Source organism: Pseudomonas syringae pv. coryli str. NCPPB 4273, from assembly GCF_000972175.1.
GTDB classification, from domain to species: domain Bacteria; phylum Pseudomonadota; class Gammaproteobacteria; order Pseudomonadales; family Pseudomonadaceae; genus Aquipseudomonas; species Aquipseudomonas syringae.
Window position 1 is genome coordinate 1 of record NZ_AWQP01000011.1, and the last position, 18362, is coordinate 18362.

At 53.5% G+C, this 18362-nt stretch carries 24 protein-coding genes; 4 read left to right on the forward strand and 20 right to left on the reverse strand.

Going from position 1 to position 18362, the window contains the following annotated elements:
- From virB11 to P406_RS06985, 14 genes are all read right to left on the reverse strand, one after another.
- Positions 1-860: P-type DNA transfer ATPase VirB11 (gene virB11 / locus P406_RS06925; RefSeq protein WP_046235763.1), on the reverse strand; the 860-nt coding region annotated here is incomplete at its 3' end.
- 9 nt (positions 861-869) lie between these two features.
- Positions 870-2228, reverse strand: coding sequence for a TrbI/VirB10 family protein (locus tag P406_RS06930; protein WP_046235764.1), 1359 nt, complete (start codon positions 2226-2228; stop codon positions 870-872).
- Positions 2215-3024: a TrbG/VirB9 family P-type conjugative transfer protein gene (locus tag P406_RS06935; RefSeq protein ID WP_046235765.1), complete on the reverse strand. Its 810-nt coding sequence runs from the start codon at positions 3022-3024 to the stop codon at positions 2215-2217. The genes P406_RS06930 and P406_RS06935 overlap by 14 nt, the downstream gene beginning before the upstream one ends.
- On the reverse strand, positions 3014-3802 hold the full coding sequence (locus tag P406_RS06940) for a VirB8 family type IV secretion system protein (protein WP_046235766.1): 789 nt from the start codon (positions 3800-3802) through the stop codon (positions 3014-3016). Before P406_RS06940 ends, P406_RS06935 begins: the two co-directional genes overlap by 11 nt.
- 37 nt (positions 3803-3839) lie before the next feature.
- Positions 3840-4145, reverse strand: a complete 306-nt coding sequence (locus P406_RS27260) for a conjugal transfer protein (RefSeq protein WP_082100731.1) — start codon at positions 4143-4145, stop codon at positions 3840-3842.
- 67 nt (positions 4146-4212) lie between these two features.
- Complete coding sequence (locus tag P406_RS06945; RefSeq protein ID WP_046235767.1) at positions 4213-5145, reverse strand: TrbL/VirB6 family protein; 933 nt, start codon at positions 5143-5145, stop codon at positions 4213-4215.
- A gap of 10 nt (positions 5146-5155) precedes the next feature.
- Positions 5156-5509, reverse strand: coding sequence for a hypothetical protein (locus tag P406_RS06950; RefSeq protein ID WP_046235768.1), 354 nt, complete (start codon positions 5507-5509; stop codon positions 5156-5158).
- A gap of 32 nt (positions 5510-5541) precedes the next feature.
- A complete protein-coding gene (gene virB5, locus P406_RS06955) occupies positions 5542-6228 on the reverse strand; it encodes a P-type DNA transfer protein VirB5 (RefSeq protein ID WP_046235769.1) in 687 nt (228 codons plus the stop codon).
- Positions 6225-8723: a VirB4 family type IV secretion system protein gene (locus P406_RS06960; RefSeq protein ID WP_231662319.1), complete on the reverse strand. Its 2499-nt coding sequence runs from the start codon at positions 8721-8723 to the stop codon at positions 6225-6227. The genes virB5 and P406_RS06960 overlap by 4 nt, the downstream gene beginning before the upstream one ends.
- Positions 8638-9114 (reverse strand): VirB3 family type IV secretion system protein, encoded by a 477-nt coding sequence (locus tag P406_RS06965; RefSeq protein ID WP_040118647.1) that lies wholly within the window; start codon positions 9112-9114, stop codon positions 8638-8640. The genes P406_RS06960 and P406_RS06965 overlap by 86 nt, the downstream gene beginning before the upstream one ends.
- Before the next feature lie 12 nt (positions 9115-9126).
- Entirely contained in the window at positions 9127-9462 is a 336-nt protein-coding gene (locus tag P406_RS06970; protein ID WP_046235804.1) for a hypothetical protein, read from the reverse strand.
- On the reverse strand, positions 9462-10169 hold the full coding sequence (locus P406_RS06975; RefSeq protein ID WP_046235771.1) for a lytic transglycosylase domain-containing protein: 708 nt from the start codon (positions 10167-10169) through the stop codon (positions 9462-9464). Before P406_RS06975 ends, P406_RS06970 begins: the two co-directional genes overlap by 1 nt.
- 12 nt (positions 10170-10181) lie before the next feature.
- The gene (locus tag P406_RS06980; protein WP_046235772.1) at positions 10182-10424 is read right to left on the reverse strand and encodes a hypothetical protein; all 243 of its coding nucleotides are present in this window, start codon (positions 10422-10424) and stop codon (positions 10182-10184) included.
- A gap of 88 nt (positions 10425-10512) precedes the next feature.
- Complete coding sequence (locus P406_RS06985; protein ID WP_046235805.1) at positions 10513-11025, reverse strand: transcription termination/antitermination NusG family protein; 513 nt, start codon at positions 11023-11025, stop codon at positions 10513-10515.
- A gap of 216 nt (positions 11026-11241) precedes the next feature.
- On the opposite strand from P406_RS06985, the gene P406_RS06990 reads away from it, so the two are divergent.
- On the forward strand, positions 11242-11637 hold the full coding sequence (locus P406_RS06990) for a helix-turn-helix domain-containing protein (RefSeq protein WP_046235773.1): 396 nt from the start codon (positions 11242-11244) through the stop codon (positions 11635-11637).
- Positions 11638-11648: 11 nt separating this feature from the next.
- Here the strand turns inward: P406_RS06990 and P406_RS06995 are convergent, their stop codons facing one another.
- Both P406_RS06995 and P406_RS07000 read right to left on the reverse strand, forming a co-directional pair.
- Entirely contained in the window at positions 11649-11846 is a 198-nt protein-coding gene (locus tag P406_RS06995) for a hypothetical protein (RefSeq protein WP_046235774.1), read from the reverse strand.
- Between the two features lie 97 nt (positions 11847-11943).
- Positions 11944-13044: a polyamine ABC transporter substrate-binding protein gene (locus P406_RS07000; RefSeq protein WP_046235775.1), complete on the reverse strand. Its 1101-nt coding sequence runs from the start codon at positions 13042-13044 to the stop codon at positions 11944-11946.
- Positions 13045-13152: 108 nt separating this feature from the next.
- On the opposite strand from P406_RS07000, the gene P406_RS07005 reads away from it, so the two are divergent.
- Both P406_RS07005 and P406_RS07010 read left to right on the forward strand, forming a co-directional pair.
- The gene (locus P406_RS07005) at positions 13153-13926 is read left to right on the forward strand and encodes a helix-turn-helix domain-containing protein (RefSeq protein WP_046235776.1); all 774 of its coding nucleotides are present in this window, start codon (positions 13153-13155) and stop codon (positions 13924-13926) included.
- Positions 13927-13958: 32 nt separating this feature from the next.
- Complete coding sequence (locus P406_RS07010; RefSeq protein WP_046235777.1) at positions 13959-15068, forward strand: hypothetical protein; 1110 nt, start codon at positions 13959-13961, stop codon at positions 15066-15068.
- A gap of 104 nt (positions 15069-15172) precedes the next feature.
- Here the strand turns inward: P406_RS07010 and P406_RS07015 are convergent, their stop codons facing one another.
- Together P406_RS07015 and P406_RS07020 are read right to left on the reverse strand one after the other, a co-directional pair.
- On the reverse strand, positions 15173-15523 hold the full coding sequence (locus P406_RS07015; RefSeq protein WP_046235778.1) for a type II toxin-antitoxin system RelE/ParE family toxin: 351 nt from the start codon (positions 15521-15523) through the stop codon (positions 15173-15175).
- Between the two features lie 12 nt (positions 15524-15535).
- Positions 15536-15784, reverse strand: coding sequence for a type II toxin-antitoxin system prevent-host-death family antitoxin (locus P406_RS07020; protein ID WP_003436790.1), 249 nt, complete (start codon positions 15782-15784; stop codon positions 15536-15538).
- 320 nt (positions 15785-16104) lie between these two features.
- Between P406_RS07020 and P406_RS07025 the strand changes: the two genes are divergently transcribed.
- On the forward strand, positions 16105-17067 hold the full coding sequence (locus P406_RS07025) for a tyrosine-type recombinase/integrase (RefSeq protein WP_010924794.1): 963 nt from the start codon (positions 16105-16107) through the stop codon (positions 17065-17067).
- 28 nt (positions 17068-17095) lie between these two features.
- Here the strand turns inward: P406_RS07025 and P406_RS27265 are convergent, their stop codons facing one another.
- Positions 17096-17302, reverse strand: a complete 207-nt coding sequence (locus tag P406_RS27265; RefSeq protein WP_161806366.1) for a hypothetical protein — start codon at positions 17300-17302, stop codon at positions 17096-17098.
- Between the two features lie 480 nt (positions 17303-17782).
- Positions 17783-18163 carry a COG4315 family predicted lipoprotein gene (locus P406_RS07030; protein ID WP_010924793.1) on the reverse strand — a complete coding sequence of 127 codons (381 nt, stop codon included), beginning with the start codon at positions 18161-18163 and terminating at the stop codon, positions 17783-17785.
- Positions 18164-18362: the final 199 nt, after the last annotated feature.

Consider the following 18362-nt stretch of genomic DNA (forward strand, 5'->3'; position numbering starts at 1 on the left):
AGGCCGCACACACGGGCATAGCCAGCTTCACTGTCGTTGGCATGCGCGGTGGTCACTGTGCCCTTGGTGCCGGTGTTTAGAATCTCGATGAAATGCCACACCTCGTCACCCGTCAGCTCGGCCAGAAACAGGTGGTCGGGCTTCATCCGTAGCGCGCTGGCCACCAAGGCTTTGGGCGTCACCACATGGCCATAGAGCAGATGCACATGGTTGGGATGGAAGGGCATGGGATCCTCCAGTATTTCCTGGATAGTGATCATGCGGCGGTTGACCGGAAACATGTCGATCAGCGACTTGCCGTAGGTGGTTTTACCCGAGCCAGGACCGCCAAAGATGATGATGTTTTGCCGATGGGCGATGGCGATTTCCATGAACCGGTGCCAGTGGCCAGCCGCATGGGCCTCCTGCATGTCGCGCTGCCAGTCTTTCAGGGTAAGTATCGGTGAAGCGATGGCCCTGGCCCGGTCATAGCGGCCACTGTTGACGTAATCCATGTGGGTGAAGCGATCCAAAGAGGGTTTTCGAAACGTGGTCGACAGAGTTCCCTTTTCGCATGCCGGGGCCATGACAATCTGGCCCCGCTCCCCGCCAGGCAGCTCCACCGTGTGAATCGGTGAATGAGGGGCCAGCACGCGGTAGTTCAGCGCGCAGAGCGCATTGGCCAGCCGCCAGCACAGGTTGTAAGTGAGCCAAGGCGCTTCCTCGTATTGCCAGCCGTTTGGACCGTCCACCCACAGCTCGTAAGGCCGGTTGATGGCCACGTCCTTGGTGCCCTGACGATTCAGGCGCTCAGTGACGCCTGCCTGGTCGAGGAAGTCCAGGACCAGGGTATCTTCGGTGAGTCCTTGTTCTTGCGTCATGAATACTCCTTAGCGGTTCTCGAAAACCGATGAAAAGTCGATGTCGCGGGCCACGATGACGGTGATGACCGTGCCTGGAAGCAGTTTCCCGGTGTCCGGAATGTTGATGGTGCTGTCCAGCGCCTTGTTGGCCATGCTCTCCACGTTCTGCTCGCTGTTGTTCACCGTGTAACCTCCAGACCCCGAGCTTTTCTGCGTCGTGTTGGACGCGGCCTGAAGCGCGTCCTGGATGAACGACAACATCACCGCACCGCCAAAGCGCTGCATGTAGTGACGATCAATCCAGGCTTCGGTCCCGCTGGCTCCCATGGGGCCTGCACCCAAGCTGTCAATCTTGGCCCGCACACCCGATTGGGTTTCGATTTCGGTCCAGGTGGTGAACACGCTGGTTTCGCCTGGCCCAACCTCAACCGTCTGTTCACCGGTGAGCTTGTCACCTGCAGCCGCAATCACCGTGGAGCCATCAGCGGAATACAGCGGATCGGTTAGGCGACAATCCACCATCCCTGGGTGAGTGCTGATGATTTCGGTGTATAGCGCGCAGCGCGTGTAGGTGTTGTGGCTGACCAGGTACTTGCGGTTCGGTGCCAGGTACGCCCTGGCCGGGGTAAAGGTGGTGCCGCCTAGGTTGCTCAGGCTGCTGCGTTTTCTACTGGACGATTCACCGCCCAGGTCGCCGCTCGATCCGCCAGGAATACCGTCCAGTAGTGAAGGCATCCCGGAGGGCTGATTGGTGGACGGCTGTTGCGGCTGTGTATCCGCAGCGCCGGTGCCCATCGCATCTTCCGAGGTGACGAACAGCTCTACGCCTAGCTTGCGCTGCCGGGGAGTCAGCACCACGGGTTGGGGCTGGCCGGTCGCGCCAGGCGGTGGCGGCGCACTCGCGGCGAGGCCTTGACCGGTCTTCCCACGATTGGCGTCTTCTTTATCCTTTTGCTCTTTCGCCAATCGCTCTCTTTCCTCCCGCGCTTTGTTTTCCTCGGCTGCTTTGTCGGCGGCCAGCTTGGCCTCCCGAGCCTTTTTCATGCTGTCGTCGCTGCCCAGATTCACGTCCAGGGTCGCGTCCTTCTTGACCTTGGTTTCATCGACCTCGGAGCCGGTGGTTTTCATCTGGGAAATGGTGAAGTACCAGAGTCCGGCAATCCCCAGCAGACCTAAAAACACTAGCCCGACCAGGCCCAAATAAAGCGTCTTCTTATTTTGGGTATCTCCTGTGCGTTTGGCCCGTATATCAAAGGCCCCACGGGCCTGGGTGCTGGCTTGCTCGGATGCCGGGGCATGTTCCGAGATCGCTGCTGGCTCGGGCGGCCCTATGCTGTCCGACCCTGGTGTGCTCTCCGGAGTTTGGTCATTGTCATTGTTCTGCATGCTTGAGCTCCCGAATCTCGCCGGTGGTGGTCCCGTTGAAGTTGTACCCCGTGTTCACCTGGGCAGTAGGCCGGGCCTCTACAAGCAGGCCGTTAAGGCGAAAACGAAACAATCGGCTGACCCCATGCACCACGACCACGTTCTGTTCATTGTGCATGTCGGCCACCGTTTCGGTGCCGTCTGGTAGAACCTGGTACAGCGTCGGACGAGGGCCATTGCCGGTAAAGCGGAAGCAGGTCAGCATGCCGTTGTCCCAGCCCTCATACGGCCCTATGGACTTGCTCTCTGCGTTCGAGCGCTTTTGATAGGGGCCGTTTTGCACCGGGCCGTCGCAGGGATTGCCGAGGTCACGGCGTACATCGCCGGTCTTTTTCGGCGGCGCGGGGTAGGTGAAGCGCAGCGCGTAAGTCATGTCCGCAGCCCGGTTCACCAGTTTCAGTTCCAACAGGTAAGTGTGCCGATTGGTGTTGATCACCAGGTTGGTATTGGGCTCCTGGTCGGTGATGGGTTTGATGGCCACCAAGTTACCGGCCTTATTCGGACCGATGGACCAGGCTTTTGGATCGCCTGACACCATCAAGCCCGAGGCCTCATTGATCGTCTCGTTGGCCGGAAGCTGAACCAGCGAGGTACGACCCACCGAGGCCTGGATGCGGTACACGTTGTCCGGGCTGTAAACAGCGGTCTGCACGCGCCGGTCCAGTGCCGAGCCGGTACCCATGCTCTCGGCAGAGGCGGGCAGACCGGACGTAAGAAGCAACAAGGCGGTGAGGCCTGAAGCGGCTTTATTTACCATTGGACACCCCCACTTCCTGGGTCATTGTGTAGGCCTTGATCCCGAAGCCACGGGGGTTCAGCCACTGGTCACCGGCTTTTTTTGCGGGGTTTTTGTAGTCGTAGGTCACTGTGGCCACCCAGGTCACAGGGTGCAGCTGAGGATCGGGGACGCCATTGCGGTCCAGCACGGTTTTAGTGATCCGCACCTGGGCGGTGCCTTCCCGGTCTTTGCGTTCCAGGAAGTTGATATTGTTGATATCAGTGCGTATCTGCCGGTTGGTCCCCAGCACTTCCAGATAGCCTTTGGAGGACAATTGGAAGTTGCGGTACTCGGCAAAGGTCTCGTCATATGACATCAACTTGACCATGCCGTAATTGGCATCGTTACTCGAAAAGTTGTAGCTCTCGCGAAAGCGCGTATAGGTAGAAAGCCAGAACTCGTCATCGATCTGCTCCGGTGGCTTGCCTTTGTCATCGGCCCACACCACGTCCGTGTAGCCGGAGTTTCTGTCTACACGTACAAGGCCAAGTTCTACGGTCTTGAGCGGGGTCAGGCCCATCACGGCGGCGACTGACATGACGGCAATTGCCCCGAACACATAATTCAACCGCGTTGCTCGTTTGGTCTTGGCCTTTTCATCGGCAGCGATGTGTTCCTCGAAAAACCGCGCTGCATGGATAAATGCCTGTTCGGCCAGGCTGATTTCTTTTGCTGTAGCCGCATCGATGCTGGTACGGGCGGCCAGTTGCCGCTCCTGGTCGATCACGTCCTGTTTGGATTTTCGTAGCTTTCTCATAAGTCACCTAAACCTGGACAAACACGCGCTGCGCGGATCAGTTCGCGGAGCATTTAAAGTCGTTGGGCGGGGCCTCGGCAGGCTTTGCCGGGGAGGCGGTTACCGGGCGCTTTTGCTGGGTAGTCTTGAGCGGCGAATCCTGGGTAGCGGGGCTTGCCGCTGGCTGTACCCGGCCGGGCACGGGGCGCGGAGCAGTTATCACCGCTGCTGGCGCAGGTGCAGGCTTGTGGGTGAAGGGCATGTCTTCCCACTGCCCTTCCGGTTCGGAAAGTTTGGGTGCAGAGCCACACCCGGACAGCAAGGCAGCCGAAAGCAGCCCGCTCAAAGCAAGTTTGAAATTCATAGTGGAGTACCTGAGAGAAGCGAGGGTGTTGCGAGTAGAAAGAGGGCGCAGCCGGTAAAGCATTATGCTACTTGATGTTGTTGCGTCCTCCCCGCAGCTTGGAAATGCCAGCGGCGACACCGCGAGTCATGCCTTTTGCTGCACCAAATCCTGATATTCTGCTGGCTATTCCGCCTCCGGAGGGACCACCTCCCATGATGGAAGCTGCTTGCCCTGGCAGTTCGATGACAAGTGCTGTGAACGTGCAAAAGACAACCAGAATAGTGATATTCCCCTGCAGAGTTGTATTCAACTCTCCACCGGTAATCATCACGGTATTGATGAAGCCAATTTCTATAGCAAGGACGACTGAAATAAGTACCTGAGCCAACATAAAACCTGCGATGGCTGATACCCAACCCCAGAAGTACTGTTTGGTCTGATCGAACAGTAGAAAGGCAATGAACAAAGGCCCTACTGCCACAATAGCCGTAGTAGACACCTTTAGTACAAAAAGTGTGGCGACGGCGGCGAGCAAGAACGGGATACCTCCAAGAACGTAAAACACCACGCCCTGAATGCCCAGCCAAATTTTAGCAAAGCTGGTTGTGACGATATTGAATTCCATAGCCCCGATCAGGGCTTCTAGGTTCGAAGCATATACAACAATCAAACTGTCGATCTGATTAGTTTGCTCGCCCTCTTGGCCAGACATAATCCCCCCCATCCAATTTGGAAAGCCGGTGACAAAGGGCACAATCGTCTGAACGTACCACTCCAGGTTAAACGCACACGCTGCAATGAATGCCATTTTCGCAATTTCTTTCGCTACATCTTCAAAAGCGACATTCATGCCCCGGTACAACCACTGAATATTTCGAAGCGTGAAGTGGATCAACCACATGGTTCCAAAGAGCGCTCCAAGCCCAAGCATCACCTTGGCCATCCCAGTGACCAAGGCACTTTGCAGAGCGGCATCAACGAAACCAAACAACGTCTGGGCTATTTTTGTTACGTCCATGCCGCCTCCACTATTTTGATCGGGTATAGGTGGTGTTATCAAAATAGATGACATTACCTTCCAAGCGCATGGTTGCAAGACCACCAGCAATGCTTAGGACACTGTCCGCGTCTGCTTTGGCTTCGAACATCTGCATGCTTTTTTCTCTTTTTCCATGCCCCAAAATATCATCTGTTGTTTCAAGGTTTATATGAAATATTTCTCCATCTTTTGAGATATCCATTACAAAGCTTGGCTTGCCCATCCTTTTGATATTTTCTCCAGTCCACCGCCCAACAAATCCTTGTCCTTTATCATCACTACAACCGGACAGTGCCAACGCAAACAGCAACAAACAAATTACAGCACTCAATTTATTAAACATAGGTCATATTCCCTTGTGAACTCGGTAGTTAATCAATCGTAGCTAGGCCGCACGCTAGTTTTACCCTTCATGTAATCACTAAACGCCTGTGCCCGCTTTTCATTTTCCATTTTCTCTTGCTGTTGCTGAAGCATCTGCATGTTGGCCAGCCGCATCTGCTGGTTTTGCTGTTCGATCAGCTCCTGCTGGTAACGCAACTGTAAATCCTCCTTCTGCTGTGGGGTCGTCACCTCATTCAACCGGGCACGTAACAGCTCGGCGTTCTTCACCCGTTCGGTGCTGGCGTTGTAATTGCGCTCCAGCGCATCGGCAGCCGACATCATCTGGTCGAATTTCGCCTGCACGCTGGCATTATCTGAGGTTAAGCCGTAGCGGTCACGCAAACTGGCGATGTCCCGTGCCGTGCCGTAGACATCGGCCCAGTCCCCCATGGGCATCACCTTGTTCAAGCCGGGGTCGTTCAGGAACCCACCTAGCATGTCGTTGCCGGTGATGATGCTCTTGTAGTGGTTGTACTGCTGCGCGGTCTCGCGGATGGCGTCCTTGGCCGTCGTCAGCGCGTCCATTGCCTGCTTGGCCTGGGCCAACGCATTCGCCTTCAACGCGAGCAGGTTGGACGGATCCAAGACTGGCACACCTGGTACTGCTGCGTGAGCAGCAGGCAGGGCAGCGGTCAACATGAGCGCGCTCAGCGCGTAAGCAATCACGTTCTTTTTCATGACGCATCCTCGATTTCGTTGTGTTCCTGAAGGGCTTTCCAGCCTTTTTGAAAGGTCGGTAGCCAGCGCTGTGCATCTCGCGTGTTCATGGATTGGCGCAGGTTTTCGGCGTAGTCGAACGCCGGCAGCCATACAGCGGGATCGTCGGTGTTCAACCATTGGCGCACGGCCTCGGCCACCAGGAACGCATCGACCCAGACCATGGGATCGGTCGTGCCTAGGTGTTGCCGAATACGCTCAGCCACTGCCAGGTTCTTTTGAGTGGCGGATAACAGCGGCAACCAATACTTGAGCGGGCCGTCCAGCTCCATTTTCAGCTTCACCGTCTGGTGCCCCTGTTGCACCACCATTTCCCGGCTCAGCGGTCCCATATCACGCACGGCCTCAAACACCTTGCCGGTGACGCCGAACTTGGCGTAGCTCTCGGCCTGGGCTTTCTTGTTTGGGAGCCAGATAGGCGTTGTCACTTGTTGAATGACGGCTGCTGCGTAAGGCGTCGCCAGTGCTTGCTCGGGGTACTGGGTGTCCATGATCAGGATTTCCCCGCGCATGCGTCCGCTCTGCAGGACCTCTTTGATTGCGTCCGCCGTGCTTTTGAACGACAGCGGTGCCCAATACTCGGCCACCACGTTCAACAGCAGATTGCCGGGGCGGGCTTCGTGCATTTCGCGTTTCATGTAGAACAACGTGTTCAGAAACGCTTCCATGACTTCAGGGTGCTTCTCGGCGTAGTCGTTTTTGAGCAACTGCGTGCAGTCAAAGGCCAGACGCCGGTAAGTCTGCGCATTGAACTGGTTGATCGGCGAGTCCAGAACCCAGGCGTACTGACCTTCGCGGCCTTCACCGGCCAAACGGCACCATTTCGACAGCCGGGTGTGCAGGCAATTGCCACCCCGATGGGGGATGTTTTGCAGCAGCAGCGACATGCCCCGAAGTCGCACATTGGTATGCGCCATGACCGCTTCGACCGAATCCTTGATCGTGCGCTGGTCGGCTTCATCGGTCTTCGCTGGACCACCGGCGCAGCACAGCACCAGATCATTCAGCATTTGCCGCAACCCAGGACGGTCGTGAAACTGAAACGGGTTGACGCCGGTGAAGTGCCCAGGCTGCACGGTGTAATACTCGGCACCCAACCCACACAGCAGATGTCTCAAAGACTCGTTGTAGTCGATGCTGAAAATCAGCGGATCGAAGCGGCTGAGAAAGGTCAGCAGGATGGCCTCAGCGGTGGTTTTACCCACCCCCGTTTGGCCTGTGTAAACCGCATGACCTGGCAGCATTTCACCGAGGTTGTTCTGGCCGGGTGGGCTGTCATGCACGTTGAGCACATATAAGGCCTTGTTGACCGTCAGCACCGGCATCACGCCCGTTCCATCACCGATGGGGTTGCCCTTGACCTTGCCAGTGGGAGTGGAGTGCAGGGAAAAGCTGCACGCCAGGTTCTCGGTCGACTTCATCATCGGGTACATGGCCTCGGTCACACCGGGGAACTGCGTGTACCAGGTGTCGATGTTGCTCATGGTCGAACGCACAAAGGTCGCGTCACGCACCGTGAACACCGACGCCATTTTCGTGCCGTTCTCGATGGCCTGGTCCGGGGTGTTGCCGTAGACGATCAGCGAGGCGTGATAACGACCAAACGCCTTGTCGCCCAGGGTGATGGCATCGATGGCATTTTCAAGCTCTTCGGTTTGCTTTGAATCGCGCTCGACCGAACCCAGATCCGCCACGTGCTTTTTGAATTTGTCCTTGGCCTTGTTACGGTCTTCGAACAGAAACGTTTGCACCAGGGTGAACTCGAACTGCTGCTCGATGGCCTCGTCCCACATACCGGGGTAGGTACCGCCACTGGGGTAGTCGCGCAGGTCAAAGGTAGTCGCGAAACGCTGGCCACCCCGATTGGGCCGGTTCTCGACAAAATCGTAGTTTTCGAAGTTGGTGACGCTATCAATGATCGCGTCACCCAAGCGGGTGTCGCTGACCAGCACGTCTTTTTCGTGCCCGTTGATCAACAGGCTGAAGTAGCGCCCGATCTGCGAGAACAATGCACCGTGTTCGCTTTCCTCAAGGCCCATGATGACCGGGTCATATTCGGCCAGCAACGTAGAGGAAAGTGACAACAGGTCGCTCATACGCTCGATCCCTTCATCAACCTCGCGGTACTTGAGGATCAGGGCAATGCTGTACCCGACCTGGAAGAAGGTGCCGTTGCGAAAGGGTGCGGTGTAAGCGTCCACGAAGTCCTGCAGCGCGGGCAGCGGCAAAGTGTATTGCGTGTCCAGCTCGATGCCTGTCTTGGTGATGTAGGTTTGCAGCATCAGGTGCTTGCCTTCCTTTTTGCCCAGGGCCAGGAAGTAGCGGTTGAGGTTATGAAACAGTTGGATCAGTTCGTTATCACTGCGGGTTTCACTGGAAACCCCCTTTAACTGGATCAGGCTCACCAGGCGATTGCCGGGTAGGGTCACCATGTGTTCGTGGACCGGATAGCGCATCAATGGCACTTTCTTTTCCGGGGGCATAACGCTTGTGTGAAAATCGTGCGCCATAGAATTCGCTCCATTGCGGATTAAAAGGGGTCAGCAACAACGGTTTGCCGTACTTGAGGTTCAGCCAGAGACGCCGCCGTGCGAAGCGGATACGGCGCAAATACTGAGGATCGATTAGGCCCACGACCCTCAAGGCGATGAGGGCAATCAGGAATGGGGAGGCAGCGACCAGGCCCCACACCCAGGACAGCAGGAACGTCGCGGCAACACCGAAGACCAAGCCGCCCATTAGCAACCCCACCATGGGCATGATGGGAATGTTCCAGAACATCGCAGGCCGACTCATGGCGTTGTAGCTTTCGAAGGTCAGTTTCTTGAGTACTTCGTTACTGGCCATAAGCGCTCCTGATCAACCCGGCACGCCAGTGCCGAACACCTGCCAGGCAGCTGTGCCCAAGGCCACCGAGCCTCCGACCACCAGTAACACACCCATCGACTGCAAGTAGTCCATGAAGGTGTGCGAGCGGTCGCCCGTGGAGCGAGCAATCAGCCATTGGGCACCTGACCAGATCAGGCAACACAGGCCCAGTGTGCCCGCCAGGGTGTAGAGGCCAAGGCGGATATTGCTGCCCCACTGGTTCAGCGTGCTGAGCCAGTCGGCGGAGGCGATGCCAGGCAGGCAAGCCAAGGCCACAAGCAAAATGCCCAGCTCGCCTTTATTAGGCACAAGGGTACGTTTGATCATCATTGATCCTCTTTGGGGGGAGTTGAGGGTTCTTCAGGGGATACAGCTGGTGAAGCTGGAGCAGTGGGTGGAGCAGGAACAGACGGTGGTGCCGGTGGCAGATAGCGCGGGTACTGGCGCAGTACGTCCCAGCTTTCGTAGGTCGGATCAACGGTGGACGCAGGGGCCTGAGCGCGCTGGTGCTTGTTCGGTTCAGGTGATCCGCCTTCCAGCGCAGGGACCGTCACGGTGGTCGTGCCTGCATTGGCCAACACACGTTGCACGTGGCTGCTGCCACCAAATTCGGCCTCGGCCTTAAAGCCACGTTTGGGGTTGCCGCTGTAGTAACAGGAAATGGCTTTGTGCAAAGCGCTTTGCACATCAGGATCGGTTTTTCTGGCCTTTACATAGCAGGCCTGTAGCTCTCGCGCTGCCATGCGCAAGTTGGTGCAGGGTTCGAACACAGGTTCGGGTCGGCTGACATCGAAATGCTGCCGGTTGATTTGGCCCAGGCCGATGCTGAAGTCAGCGCCCTCTGCGACCAGCTTTTTCACCGCCAATACGGCTTCATCCAGGCTCTGCGGTTGACGCGGCAACACTTTGCCGCTCACGCCGATGGCATAGGGATTGAAGGAGGATTCTGTCTTGACGATGGGGGTCAGCGTGTCTGGGTGTATCGAGGGAGCGCATTGCATAGCCAGGGCCAGAAAGGCACTGGTGGTGAGCATTACAGGTTCCTTTTAATCTGAGGCCGTAAGAGGTTTGCCGGGTACCGGTTTTTTGGAGTCTTCAATCAGCTGCCCAACGGCCATTTCAAGAAAATTATCGATCAGATACCGAGCGAGCTCCGAGGGTGAAATCTGCCTGGAGCTTTGGGTTTCATAGCTCACCCGTATCGCAGCTTTATTCAGCGCCTCCACCCTGATCGGTCGGATATATACGCTTGATGTCTTGGTGGTTGCTTCATCTTCGGATGACGCCATGGGAACTCCTAAGGGCTGTGAGAACGCAAAAAAACACCGCCAGGCGAGACCTGGCGGTGAAATGGGAAATCGTGGAAATAGGTAATGCCTAGGCGGCATTTACCGTCGAATAGAAAACGGTCCCAGAACGCCCGACAAGGCGCTCCAGCGCGGCGTTCTGCGACAGAAGCGCGAAGAAAGCCGCCCTGCGGGCAGCTTCAGATTTCATGTCTATGATCAGACGGAGCGTTTTTTCTAGCTCTGTCGGCACATTGCGAAACTCGATGCAATCGAGTGAACGGTTAGATCGAATCAGCGAAGCAGCCTTTAATTTCTCTACCGTAGAGTCCTGCAAAACACAGGTTCGACCGCCGAACTGAACGAACCCATGAGCACCATTCAACGCTGTGATGGTTGTGGTGTGTGTCACCTCGGGATCGAACCGTAGCAGCAGATAGCCAGGAAACAAACGAACCTCCTTTTCTATCGACGAAGGGCGATCCGTACGTTTGCGAGAGGTAATTCTGACGGGGGAATACACCTCAACGTCTAACCGTTCTATCAATGTCATAAGTGACTGATAAACGGCAGAATTATGCATCAAAACGTGCCAGTTTTTCATAATCAGAACCTTTTGATCAGGCGCTCTTTCGAATTCCGGAACCGCTGGGCCCAGGGGAGAATCATGAGCCATGGAGAGCCGGCTCTATCCGCTTCTGGATCGAAGGAGCTCAATCAGGAAACGGATTTCTAGGAAACAAAATAGATGGAACAGAAAAAAAAGTAAACACTTTTGTATCTAATAGACACATTTGTGACTTTGTGAAGGCGCAAGCAGATGAAATTATTGGTTTTTTTTGGAGACACTGTGGACACTCTCAGGAGCGTGGTAGGAGCAAAAATCAAAGCCCTTCGGAAGTCTTCTACGTTGAGCCAAGCGGACTTGGCGGAAAAGATTGGCTGCGACGCTCCGCTGATAGGACGTTACGAACGAGGCATAAACCTGCCTGGCATCGAGCAGTTGGTAAGAATCGCAACCGTTTTCAACGTCTCTCCAGGAGAGCTGCTACCTGGTGGCCAAGATGTTCTACGCACGCGATTGATATCGCTCCGACAAGAACTTTCAGAAAAAATCAACCAGGTCGATTCTCCTGAAAGTCTTGAGGAAATCATCCGTCTTACCGATAAATTCATCGCATACAATAACCCGTCCAAAAAGACACAGTCTGAATAGTTGAAAACTCGTTAAATCAGGCCATATTTTTGAGATAACTCCTCTATACGGCTTTTTCTCTGGAAGTTATATATACTCGATTGCAAATCTAGAGGTAAGAAACCGTCTGCAACCAACGCAGCATATTTCTCATCCATTCTAACGAGTTGTACCAGCTCTTTGATTTCATCCCGGTGTGGTTTTTCTAGTACAGCGACTGAGGTAGTCATAGCTGATTCTGTCCTCGAATCTATACCATCACTTGAGCGTTCTACTTAGACGAATCTACGCAAAACGCACTCAATATTCACGGCAAAAATTTCCGGCTTAAATACCACTCTTCACTTTGACCCAAGCGCGTGTGCGAATTCGCTCTAGCTTCAACGGAAGGGGCTCTAAAGGGAAAAGCCTACTAATAGTATCTTTATCCAAATAAACCGAAGCGTTATCTCTAAGTTTTGGCTCTACAAACTGCTTTGCATCTTTATTAGCACTAGGGTAAAGGGTGTGATTTGAAGTTTTAGCAATCACTTCAGGGCGCAACATGTAGTTTATAAACGCCATGCCTTCTTGTGGATGAGGGGCATCCTTCAACAACACCATATTCTCTGACCATACCAAAGCGCCTTCGCGAGGGATGGAGTATGCTATCCGACGTCCAGTTTTGTTTTTCTCATTCAACTCTTGCGCTGCAAGCGCACCATTTGCCCATCCTACAACCATACAAATATTACCATCAGCCAGATCAGCATCAATTTTAGATGAGTCAAAATAGCGTACATAAGGACGAATCTTTAGCAATAAGGCTTGAGCTTTCTGATAGTCGTCTGGGTTTTTGCTGTTGTGAGGCAGACCAAGGTAGTGCAAGGCAATCGAAATAATTTCACTCGGAGAGTCGAGCATTGCTACACCGCACTGCTTGAGCTTACTGATGTTCTCTTCCTTGAAAACCAAATCCCAGCTATCTACCGGAGCGTCATTGCCTAGCGCTGACTTTATCTTATCAACATCATATCCGATACCGGTAGTACCCCAAAGGTAAGGTACTGCATACCGATTTCCAGGGTCATTGATGGAAACCTTGGCCAGTATTTCGGAATCAAGGTGTGGCCAGTTGCCAAGCCGACTACGGTCCAAAGGTTGGAGTACTCCGGCAGCGATCAAGCTCGGCAAAACGTTTGAAGTAGCTACCACTACATCGTATCCCGTGCGTCCAGCCATAACCTTGCTTTGCATGATTTCGGCGCTGTCGAAGGAATCAATCAGCAGTTGGCTGCCGGTTTCGCGTTCGAATTCATCTGGAGTATCGGGTGCGATGAAGCCATACCAGTTGTACAGATGTACGCTTGGCGGGCTTGCGACCGCAATATTCAACCCAACACTGAACAAAGAGGCCGTCATGAGGGTCAATATGCGAACGTTTTTCATAGGCCTACTCCATGCCATTGGTCAGTACCCCTCGGTAGGTACCGAATCCATGAGAGCGCAATATAAACGCATTAAGTCAGGTTTTAAATAACCCGATAGGGGTAGAAAATGCCAAACCAGCTCCATGGCCAAATTTGGCACAGATCGATAGCGAATCTAATCGAGAAGCTCAACCGGCCTGAGTTTTGGAACTCGCTAGTCAGACTGCTAAAGGAATACGCTCCAGTTGACAACTGGGTCGTGCTAATGTTTGGCAGCGAAGGAGTACAGGCAATTTGCTATCCTGATACTGCAGATGAAGAAGAAATAGATGGACTACTCAACCGCTATGTCAAAGGCCTCTACATGCTGGACCCTTTTTATATAGCTAATCGCGAAAATCAGCAAAGCGGTTTTTTTCACCTATTGGATATTGCACCTACCCACTTTTTGGAAACAGAATACTATCATCTATATTTTGAGCATTTTGTCTCGGTAGATGAAGTTCAGTACAACGTTCAACTTAACTCTGAAAAAACACTTTGTTTATCCATGGGAAGCAAAAGTCGTTTCACCCAGGAAAATATTGCTATATTCGAGTTAATTAAACCATGGGTATTAGCTTTGATGAAGCAACGTATAGCTTCTGATACTGAAGAAAATGAAAGCTCTCGACCTCAGCAGTGGCAGGACAAGATTCTAGAACTTGCGCCACAACTCACGGGACGGGAGATTGATGTTTTAAAACTAGCTTTAAGCGGTTTTTCAAATAGCGAAATAGCTGGAAAGCTTTCAGTATCCCCAGAGACCGTGAAAGTGCATCGAAGAAATTTTTACGGCAAGCTCAATATAAAATCTCAATCTGAACTTTTTGCTTATTTTTTCCAAAGCACCATAAGTTAAAGCCATTTTCCGATAGCCAGTTAGGTATATAAATGACCGAGACATCACTGCCGTCCTCAACCAAGACGCATTCCACAATGGATCTTGACATATCTCCAGAGCTGAATCGTGCAGTGCAATCTATCGTCTTTAATAAATACCTAATCGACCGTGCTGTATCTGATCACGGCGCGAGTATGCTTGCTCGCGATCTACATGATGGCGCTTATGGTCCTCACGTACCGATGTCGTTCATATGCTATGTTTTGCCCTTTCACCGCGCCTGCGCACGCACAGACGACGGCAGCCCGTCGTATCAGTTTGCTTCAGTACCTACCGCTAACACACTGGGGTGCAGTTGGCGGTGGCGCCGTAAGAGCCTTGATAAAAAAGCAATAGAAAAGTGTCGCGATCATTTGTCTGACTTCGGTGCAATGGTGAACGGTAAGGTAGACGACGCGACCTATGCCTGGGTTAAGCCACTTGGTCTTTTCGTGCCTAGCGAGGGCAAGAACCGTGTCGACTTTCTGCGCGAAGTAGGCGTCGAATCGATACCTGCCAGAGTTTACGAGCGTACCTACCCAGAACCCTCCCGAATTACAATCTACCGCATACAGGTAAGCGCATTCTCTGCGACATGGGCGGTACTGGACGGGCGCTGGGTTGAGAACATACCCAACCCAAGCTGGACACTACCTTTAATGAAAGCCTATGGCGTGAAGGGGCCGGTGCCTTGGCCGAGTGGTTTTCCTGAGCCAGAACAGATACAGCTCGCATTGTTTATGCCCAAAGGCATTACTTCCCCACTGGGAAATCCAGAATTCGGGGACGAGCCGGTAGTAGACCTCAAAACGGTGATAGCCACTCAGAACTTTGAGGATGAGTCAGTGCGAGCGTCAGTATTCGATCTGCGTGATGCAAAGATTGATCACCGTGTCTGGCAAATCTCGCTTGGCATCATGCTTACGTGTTTTGTACTGCTCAGCCTGGTGCCAGATGAATTTACTGAAGCCCGCATTTTCGTTGGGATGGCGTTAGGTGCTGCAATGATGGGGGGTGTGATGCCCTACATAGTACCGTTTTTGACAACTAAACGACGCAGTTTGGCCCAAAAACAATATCTGCCTCGAACCAAAGCTCCTAAGAATAGCCGACGTATGTAAAGGGAATGCGTCTTTACTAGACGTCCCTTTGTTAGCAGATTGCTGTCGAAGCTCTGGACTGGAGCGAAATCAACCTAGGTGGTGCGTCTTTATCCACCGAGACACTAAATAGGCTGAAGCAGACAGTAGCGGATGAGAGCCTGCTCCACACTCTGTTTCCCGCCTAATACGAGCAATACGGCAATGACGTTATTACCATCTGAATCCATGACCTCGTAAAATATCCGGTATCCGTCAGTGTTCAACTCACGATAGTGCAGTACACCCAGCTCACTCAATTGAGGACTGACCGGGTAGCCTAATGGGGTAGACAGGAGCTTGTCCTGAATGGCATCGATCAGGGTATCTATGCGTTGAGCAGCTGATGAGAATCCCTGAGTGACCGCCAGGTGTTCGACCTGGTCTTCGAGGCTTTGCTGGGCAACCTCGGTAAAGCGCAGTGCAAACGTATTCATTGATGCTCCTATTTATTTATGGGCAAACCTCCTGCTCAGTCGGGCTTTGAGTTCGTCAGTGGAACAGTGCTTGCCTTGGGAGTACTCGCGGGAGCTGATTGCCAGAAGCTTCACCAAGGCAATTGACTCATCGCGGCGCTTACGATCAGCGTAAGACTCCACCACGTAGGCCGGGACACCGTTTTGCGTGACAACCAAAGGCTCATCGAGAGGCAGGTCGGCTGCGTTGCGTTTCAGATAACTTATTGTTTCAACTCGCATGAGTTGAGACCTCCTTCATAGTTGCACCGAGGAACTGATGCATAACGCTTGGCTGCTTGCGCATTGCCGAAGCCGCATATTCGAAGCCCAAATATAGACCAAATATAGTCTTTTTCCAATTTTTATTTTTCCTTCCGAATCGAGAACATTGATTGGGGTGGAAAAATGACCCACTCTGATTTTTCTTATTAGTGGTGATAAAATACGTTATCACCAATTATTGCCGTTTATCGGTTTTAGCAACGGAGGACTGATATAGCGATGATTTTGTGACCGAAAGCTTTGAGAACGATTGCAGGATAGCCAATGATGAGAACAATATGCAGGAACTGACGAAAAACCATACGAATGATCAGCGTCGGCTCACGTCGGTCGAATTTCAGACGCTGGCCAAGGTTCCGGCCGCGGTCGAGTGGTTTGCCAACCTGGACAACCCTCGAACACGACGTGCTTACCAAAACGACCTGGAAGACTTCTGTAGTTTTGTCGGCTTGGCTTCGGCCGATGAATTTCGGGTCGTGACCCGATCGCATGTTTTAGCCTGGCGCGCCCAGCTCGAGCATCGCGGTTTGGCCGGAGCCACGATCCGGCGCAAATTGGCCGCGCTGGCCAGCCTCTTTGATCACCTCCTGGAGAACAATGCGATCGCCGGCGGCAATCCAGTGCATGGGGTAAAACGTCCCAGGATAGAAAGCAATGAAGGCAAGACGCCGGCGTTGGGTGACCACCAGGCGAAGGCGCTGCTCGAGGCGCCGGATGAAACAACACTTAAAGGGCAGCGCGACCGGGCGCTATTGGCTGTTCTTCTCTATCACGGACTGCGCCGTGAAGAAGCGGCGCTGCTGCAGGTTAGCGACATTCAGGAGCGCCGCGGTATTCAGCATCTGAAGGTTCACGGCAAGGGCGGCAAGGTGCGATACCTCCCGTTGCACCCGATCGCAGCCGGGCGTATTCATCAGTACCTGGAAAACTCAGAGCATCATCTGGCCGAACGGAAGGTGCCACTGTTCATGCCGCTGCGAGGTAAATTGACCGGCGCCGGTATCACGGCAAACGGCATCTATGCCGTCGTCACGGCTTACGCGAAAAAGGCCGGGATTGAGGTCGACGGCCTTGGGGTTCATGGACTCCGAGCAACGGCAGCCACCAACGCCTTGGAGCATGAAGCCGATATCGCCAAGGTCCAGGCCTGGCTGGGTCATGCCAACATCAGCACGACCAAGATCTACGATCGGCGGGAGAACCGGCCGGAGGATTCACCCACCTATAAAGTGAAGTATTAATTGAAGTGATCGAGGCCTAAGCGGCAGCTCACCCACGCGCACTGCCGAGGATGTGGTGCAACGCTGCCCATGGATGATGACCTTCCACATCGCTGGCTGGACAGGTGTCGGCATGTAGAAAGGGGCTTTCGCAGTCTTCCAGCGCTTGGCTTTCCATGCAGCCAGTGCATACAGCACGTCCGGCAACGATCGACCATCGACCGTTCCATTCCTCAACACCTCGTTCAGTATCCACTGTTTCGACTCCTCAGCGTACGTTTGTTAGATGCTGAAGGTAGCGCTGTGCGGGCCGGTTTGATACGCCCAAAACCATACCCTTGTTTGAGTTGTAAGCCATGCGCACCAACCAATAAAGCGACGCCTGTTGGTCGGCTTATTAACGGCAGCTTTCGGCCATAAGCAGACCTTCGCCCGCATATTTACGATGCCCTACCGTTCTAATTGGCGTTGCCTCAGAATATCGGTCCACTAGCGGCTGGATGGAACCACCATGCGCATCGTCACAGACTCCCGGCCAAACGAAATCCTCAGGCTGGCGTTACGGGAATACGTCCAAGGTGTACCGTACCTCGGCCCCATTTTTCGTTGAAATGATCCATCAAAAGATTTATGAGGCGCGGCGGCTGTATGTTGGCGAAAATATCAGGTGTGTATTCTTCTGGTTTGCGCCACTGACAAAGCCAGTGGCGTAAGCCAGCCTATTAATTATTTGACGTTACGGCTTGGCAACGTGCCAGACTTGGTTGACGCCGTCACCGGTTGTATCCCCTGGCTTGGTATCTTTGACCCAGCTGTAAAGTGGCATGCCTTTGTATGCCCATTGTTTTGTGCCATCGTCTCGAGTGACGACAGAGTAATCATGACCCGCTTTCGCGTCTGCGGATACCGGTAAAGGTGGCCAGTTTGAAGCGCATGGCCCATTGCAGACCGACTTGCCCGAGGTGTCCTTACCGAAGGTATAAAGAGTCATTCCTTTCACGTCTACGAGTACTTTTCCCTTGTCCGTTTCAGCAAGCTTGACTGGCGCATCGGCGAGCGCCAAACCCGACATGCAGCTGGCGGCAACAGCGACGGTGAGAATCATCTTTTTGAACATATGTATTTCCTTTGGTCATTTTTAATTTTTAGAAGACCCACCTGCTTTTGAAACGGCAAGCGATCAGACAGTAGACGAGCCACAAACAGGTTAATTCGATTCCGTAGAAAAAACGTCCCGATATCATTTTTTGCTGGAATGCTGGGCTCCCCCCCCCGGACCCTATGCCTTCCTCAATTGAGCAAAGCGACGCTCACGG

Bases quoted from the DNA above. Each gene is read 5' to 3' on its own strand.
- P406_RS06930 (WP_046235764.1), bottom strand. From the start codon at position 2,228: ATGCAGAACAATGACAATGACCAAACTCCGGAGAGCACACCAGGGTCG.
- P406_RS06935 (WP_046235765.1), bottom strand. From the start codon at position 3,024: ATGGTAAATAAAGCCGCTTCAGGCCTCACCGCCTTGTTGCTTCTTACG.
- P406_RS06940 (WP_046235766.1), bottom strand. From the start codon at position 3,802: ATGAGAAAGCTACGAAAATCCAAACAGGACGTGATCGACCAGGAGCGG.
- P406_RS27260 (WP_082100731.1), bottom strand. From the start codon at position 4,145: ATGAATTTCAAACTTGCTTTGAGCGGGCTGCTTTCGGCTGCCTTGCTG.
- P406_RS06945 (WP_046235767.1), bottom strand. From the start codon at position 5,145: ATGGACGTAACAAAAATAGCCCAGACGTTGTTTGGTTTCGTTGATGCC.
- P406_RS06950 (WP_046235768.1), bottom strand. From the start codon at position 5,509: ATGTTTAATAAATTGAGTGCTGTAATTTGTTTGTTGCTGTTTGCGTTG.
- virB5 (WP_046235769.1), bottom strand. From the start codon at position 6,228: ATGAAAAAGAACGTGATTGCTTACGCGCTGAGCGCGCTCATGTTGACC.
- P406_RS06960 (WP_231662319.1), bottom strand. From the start codon at position 8,723: ATGCGCTATCCGGTCCACGAACACATGGTGACCCTACCCGGCAATCGC.
- P406_RS06965 (WP_040118647.1), bottom strand. From the start codon at position 9,114: ATGGCCAGTAACGAAGTACTCAAGAAACTGACCTTCGAAAGCTACAAC.
- P406_RS06970 (WP_046235804.1), bottom strand. From the start codon at position 9,462: ATGATCAAACGTACCCTTGTGCCTAATAAAGGCGAGCTGGGCATTTTG.
- P406_RS06975 (WP_046235771.1), bottom strand. From the start codon at position 10,169: ATGCTCACCACCAGTGCCTTTCTGGCCCTGGCTATGCAATGCGCTCCC.
- P406_RS06980 (WP_046235772.1), bottom strand. From the start codon at position 10,424: ATGGCGTCATCCGAAGATGAAGCAACCACCAAGACATCAAGCGTATAT.
- P406_RS06985 (WP_046235805.1), bottom strand. From the start codon at position 11,025: ATGAAAAACTGGCACGTTTTGATGCATAATTCTGCCGTTTATCAGTCA.
- P406_RS06990 (WP_046235773.1), top strand. From the start codon at position 11,242: ATGAAATTATTGGTTTTTTTTGGAGACACTGTGGACACTCTCAGGAGC.
- P406_RS06995 (WP_046235774.1), bottom strand. From the start codon at position 11,846: ATGACTACCTCAGTCGCTGTACTAGAAAAACCACACCGGGATGAAATC.
- P406_RS07000 (WP_046235775.1), bottom strand. From the start codon at position 13,044: ATGAAAAACGTTCGCATATTGACCCTCATGACGGCCTCTTTGTTCAGT.
- P406_RS07005 (WP_046235776.1), top strand. From the start codon at position 13,153: ATGCCAAACCAGCTCCATGGCCAAATTTGGCACAGATCGATAGCGAAT.
- P406_RS07010 (WP_046235777.1), top strand. From the start codon at position 13,959: ATGACCGAGACATCACTGCCGTCCTCAACCAAGACGCATTCCACAATG.
- P406_RS07015 (WP_046235778.1), bottom strand. From the start codon at position 15,523: ATGAATACGTTTGCACTGCGCTTTACCGAGGTTGCCCAGCAAAGCCTC.
- P406_RS07020 (WP_003436790.1), bottom strand. From the start codon at position 15,784: ATGCGAGTTGAAACAATAAGTTATCTGAAACGCAACGCAGCCGACCTG.
- P406_RS07025 (WP_010924794.1), top strand. From the start codon at position 16,105: ATGCAGGAACTGACGAAAAACCATACGAATGATCAGCGTCGGCTCACG.
- P406_RS07030 (WP_010924793.1), bottom strand. From the start codon at position 18,163: ATGTTCAAAAAGATGATTCTCACCGTCGCTGTTGCCGCCAGCTGCATG.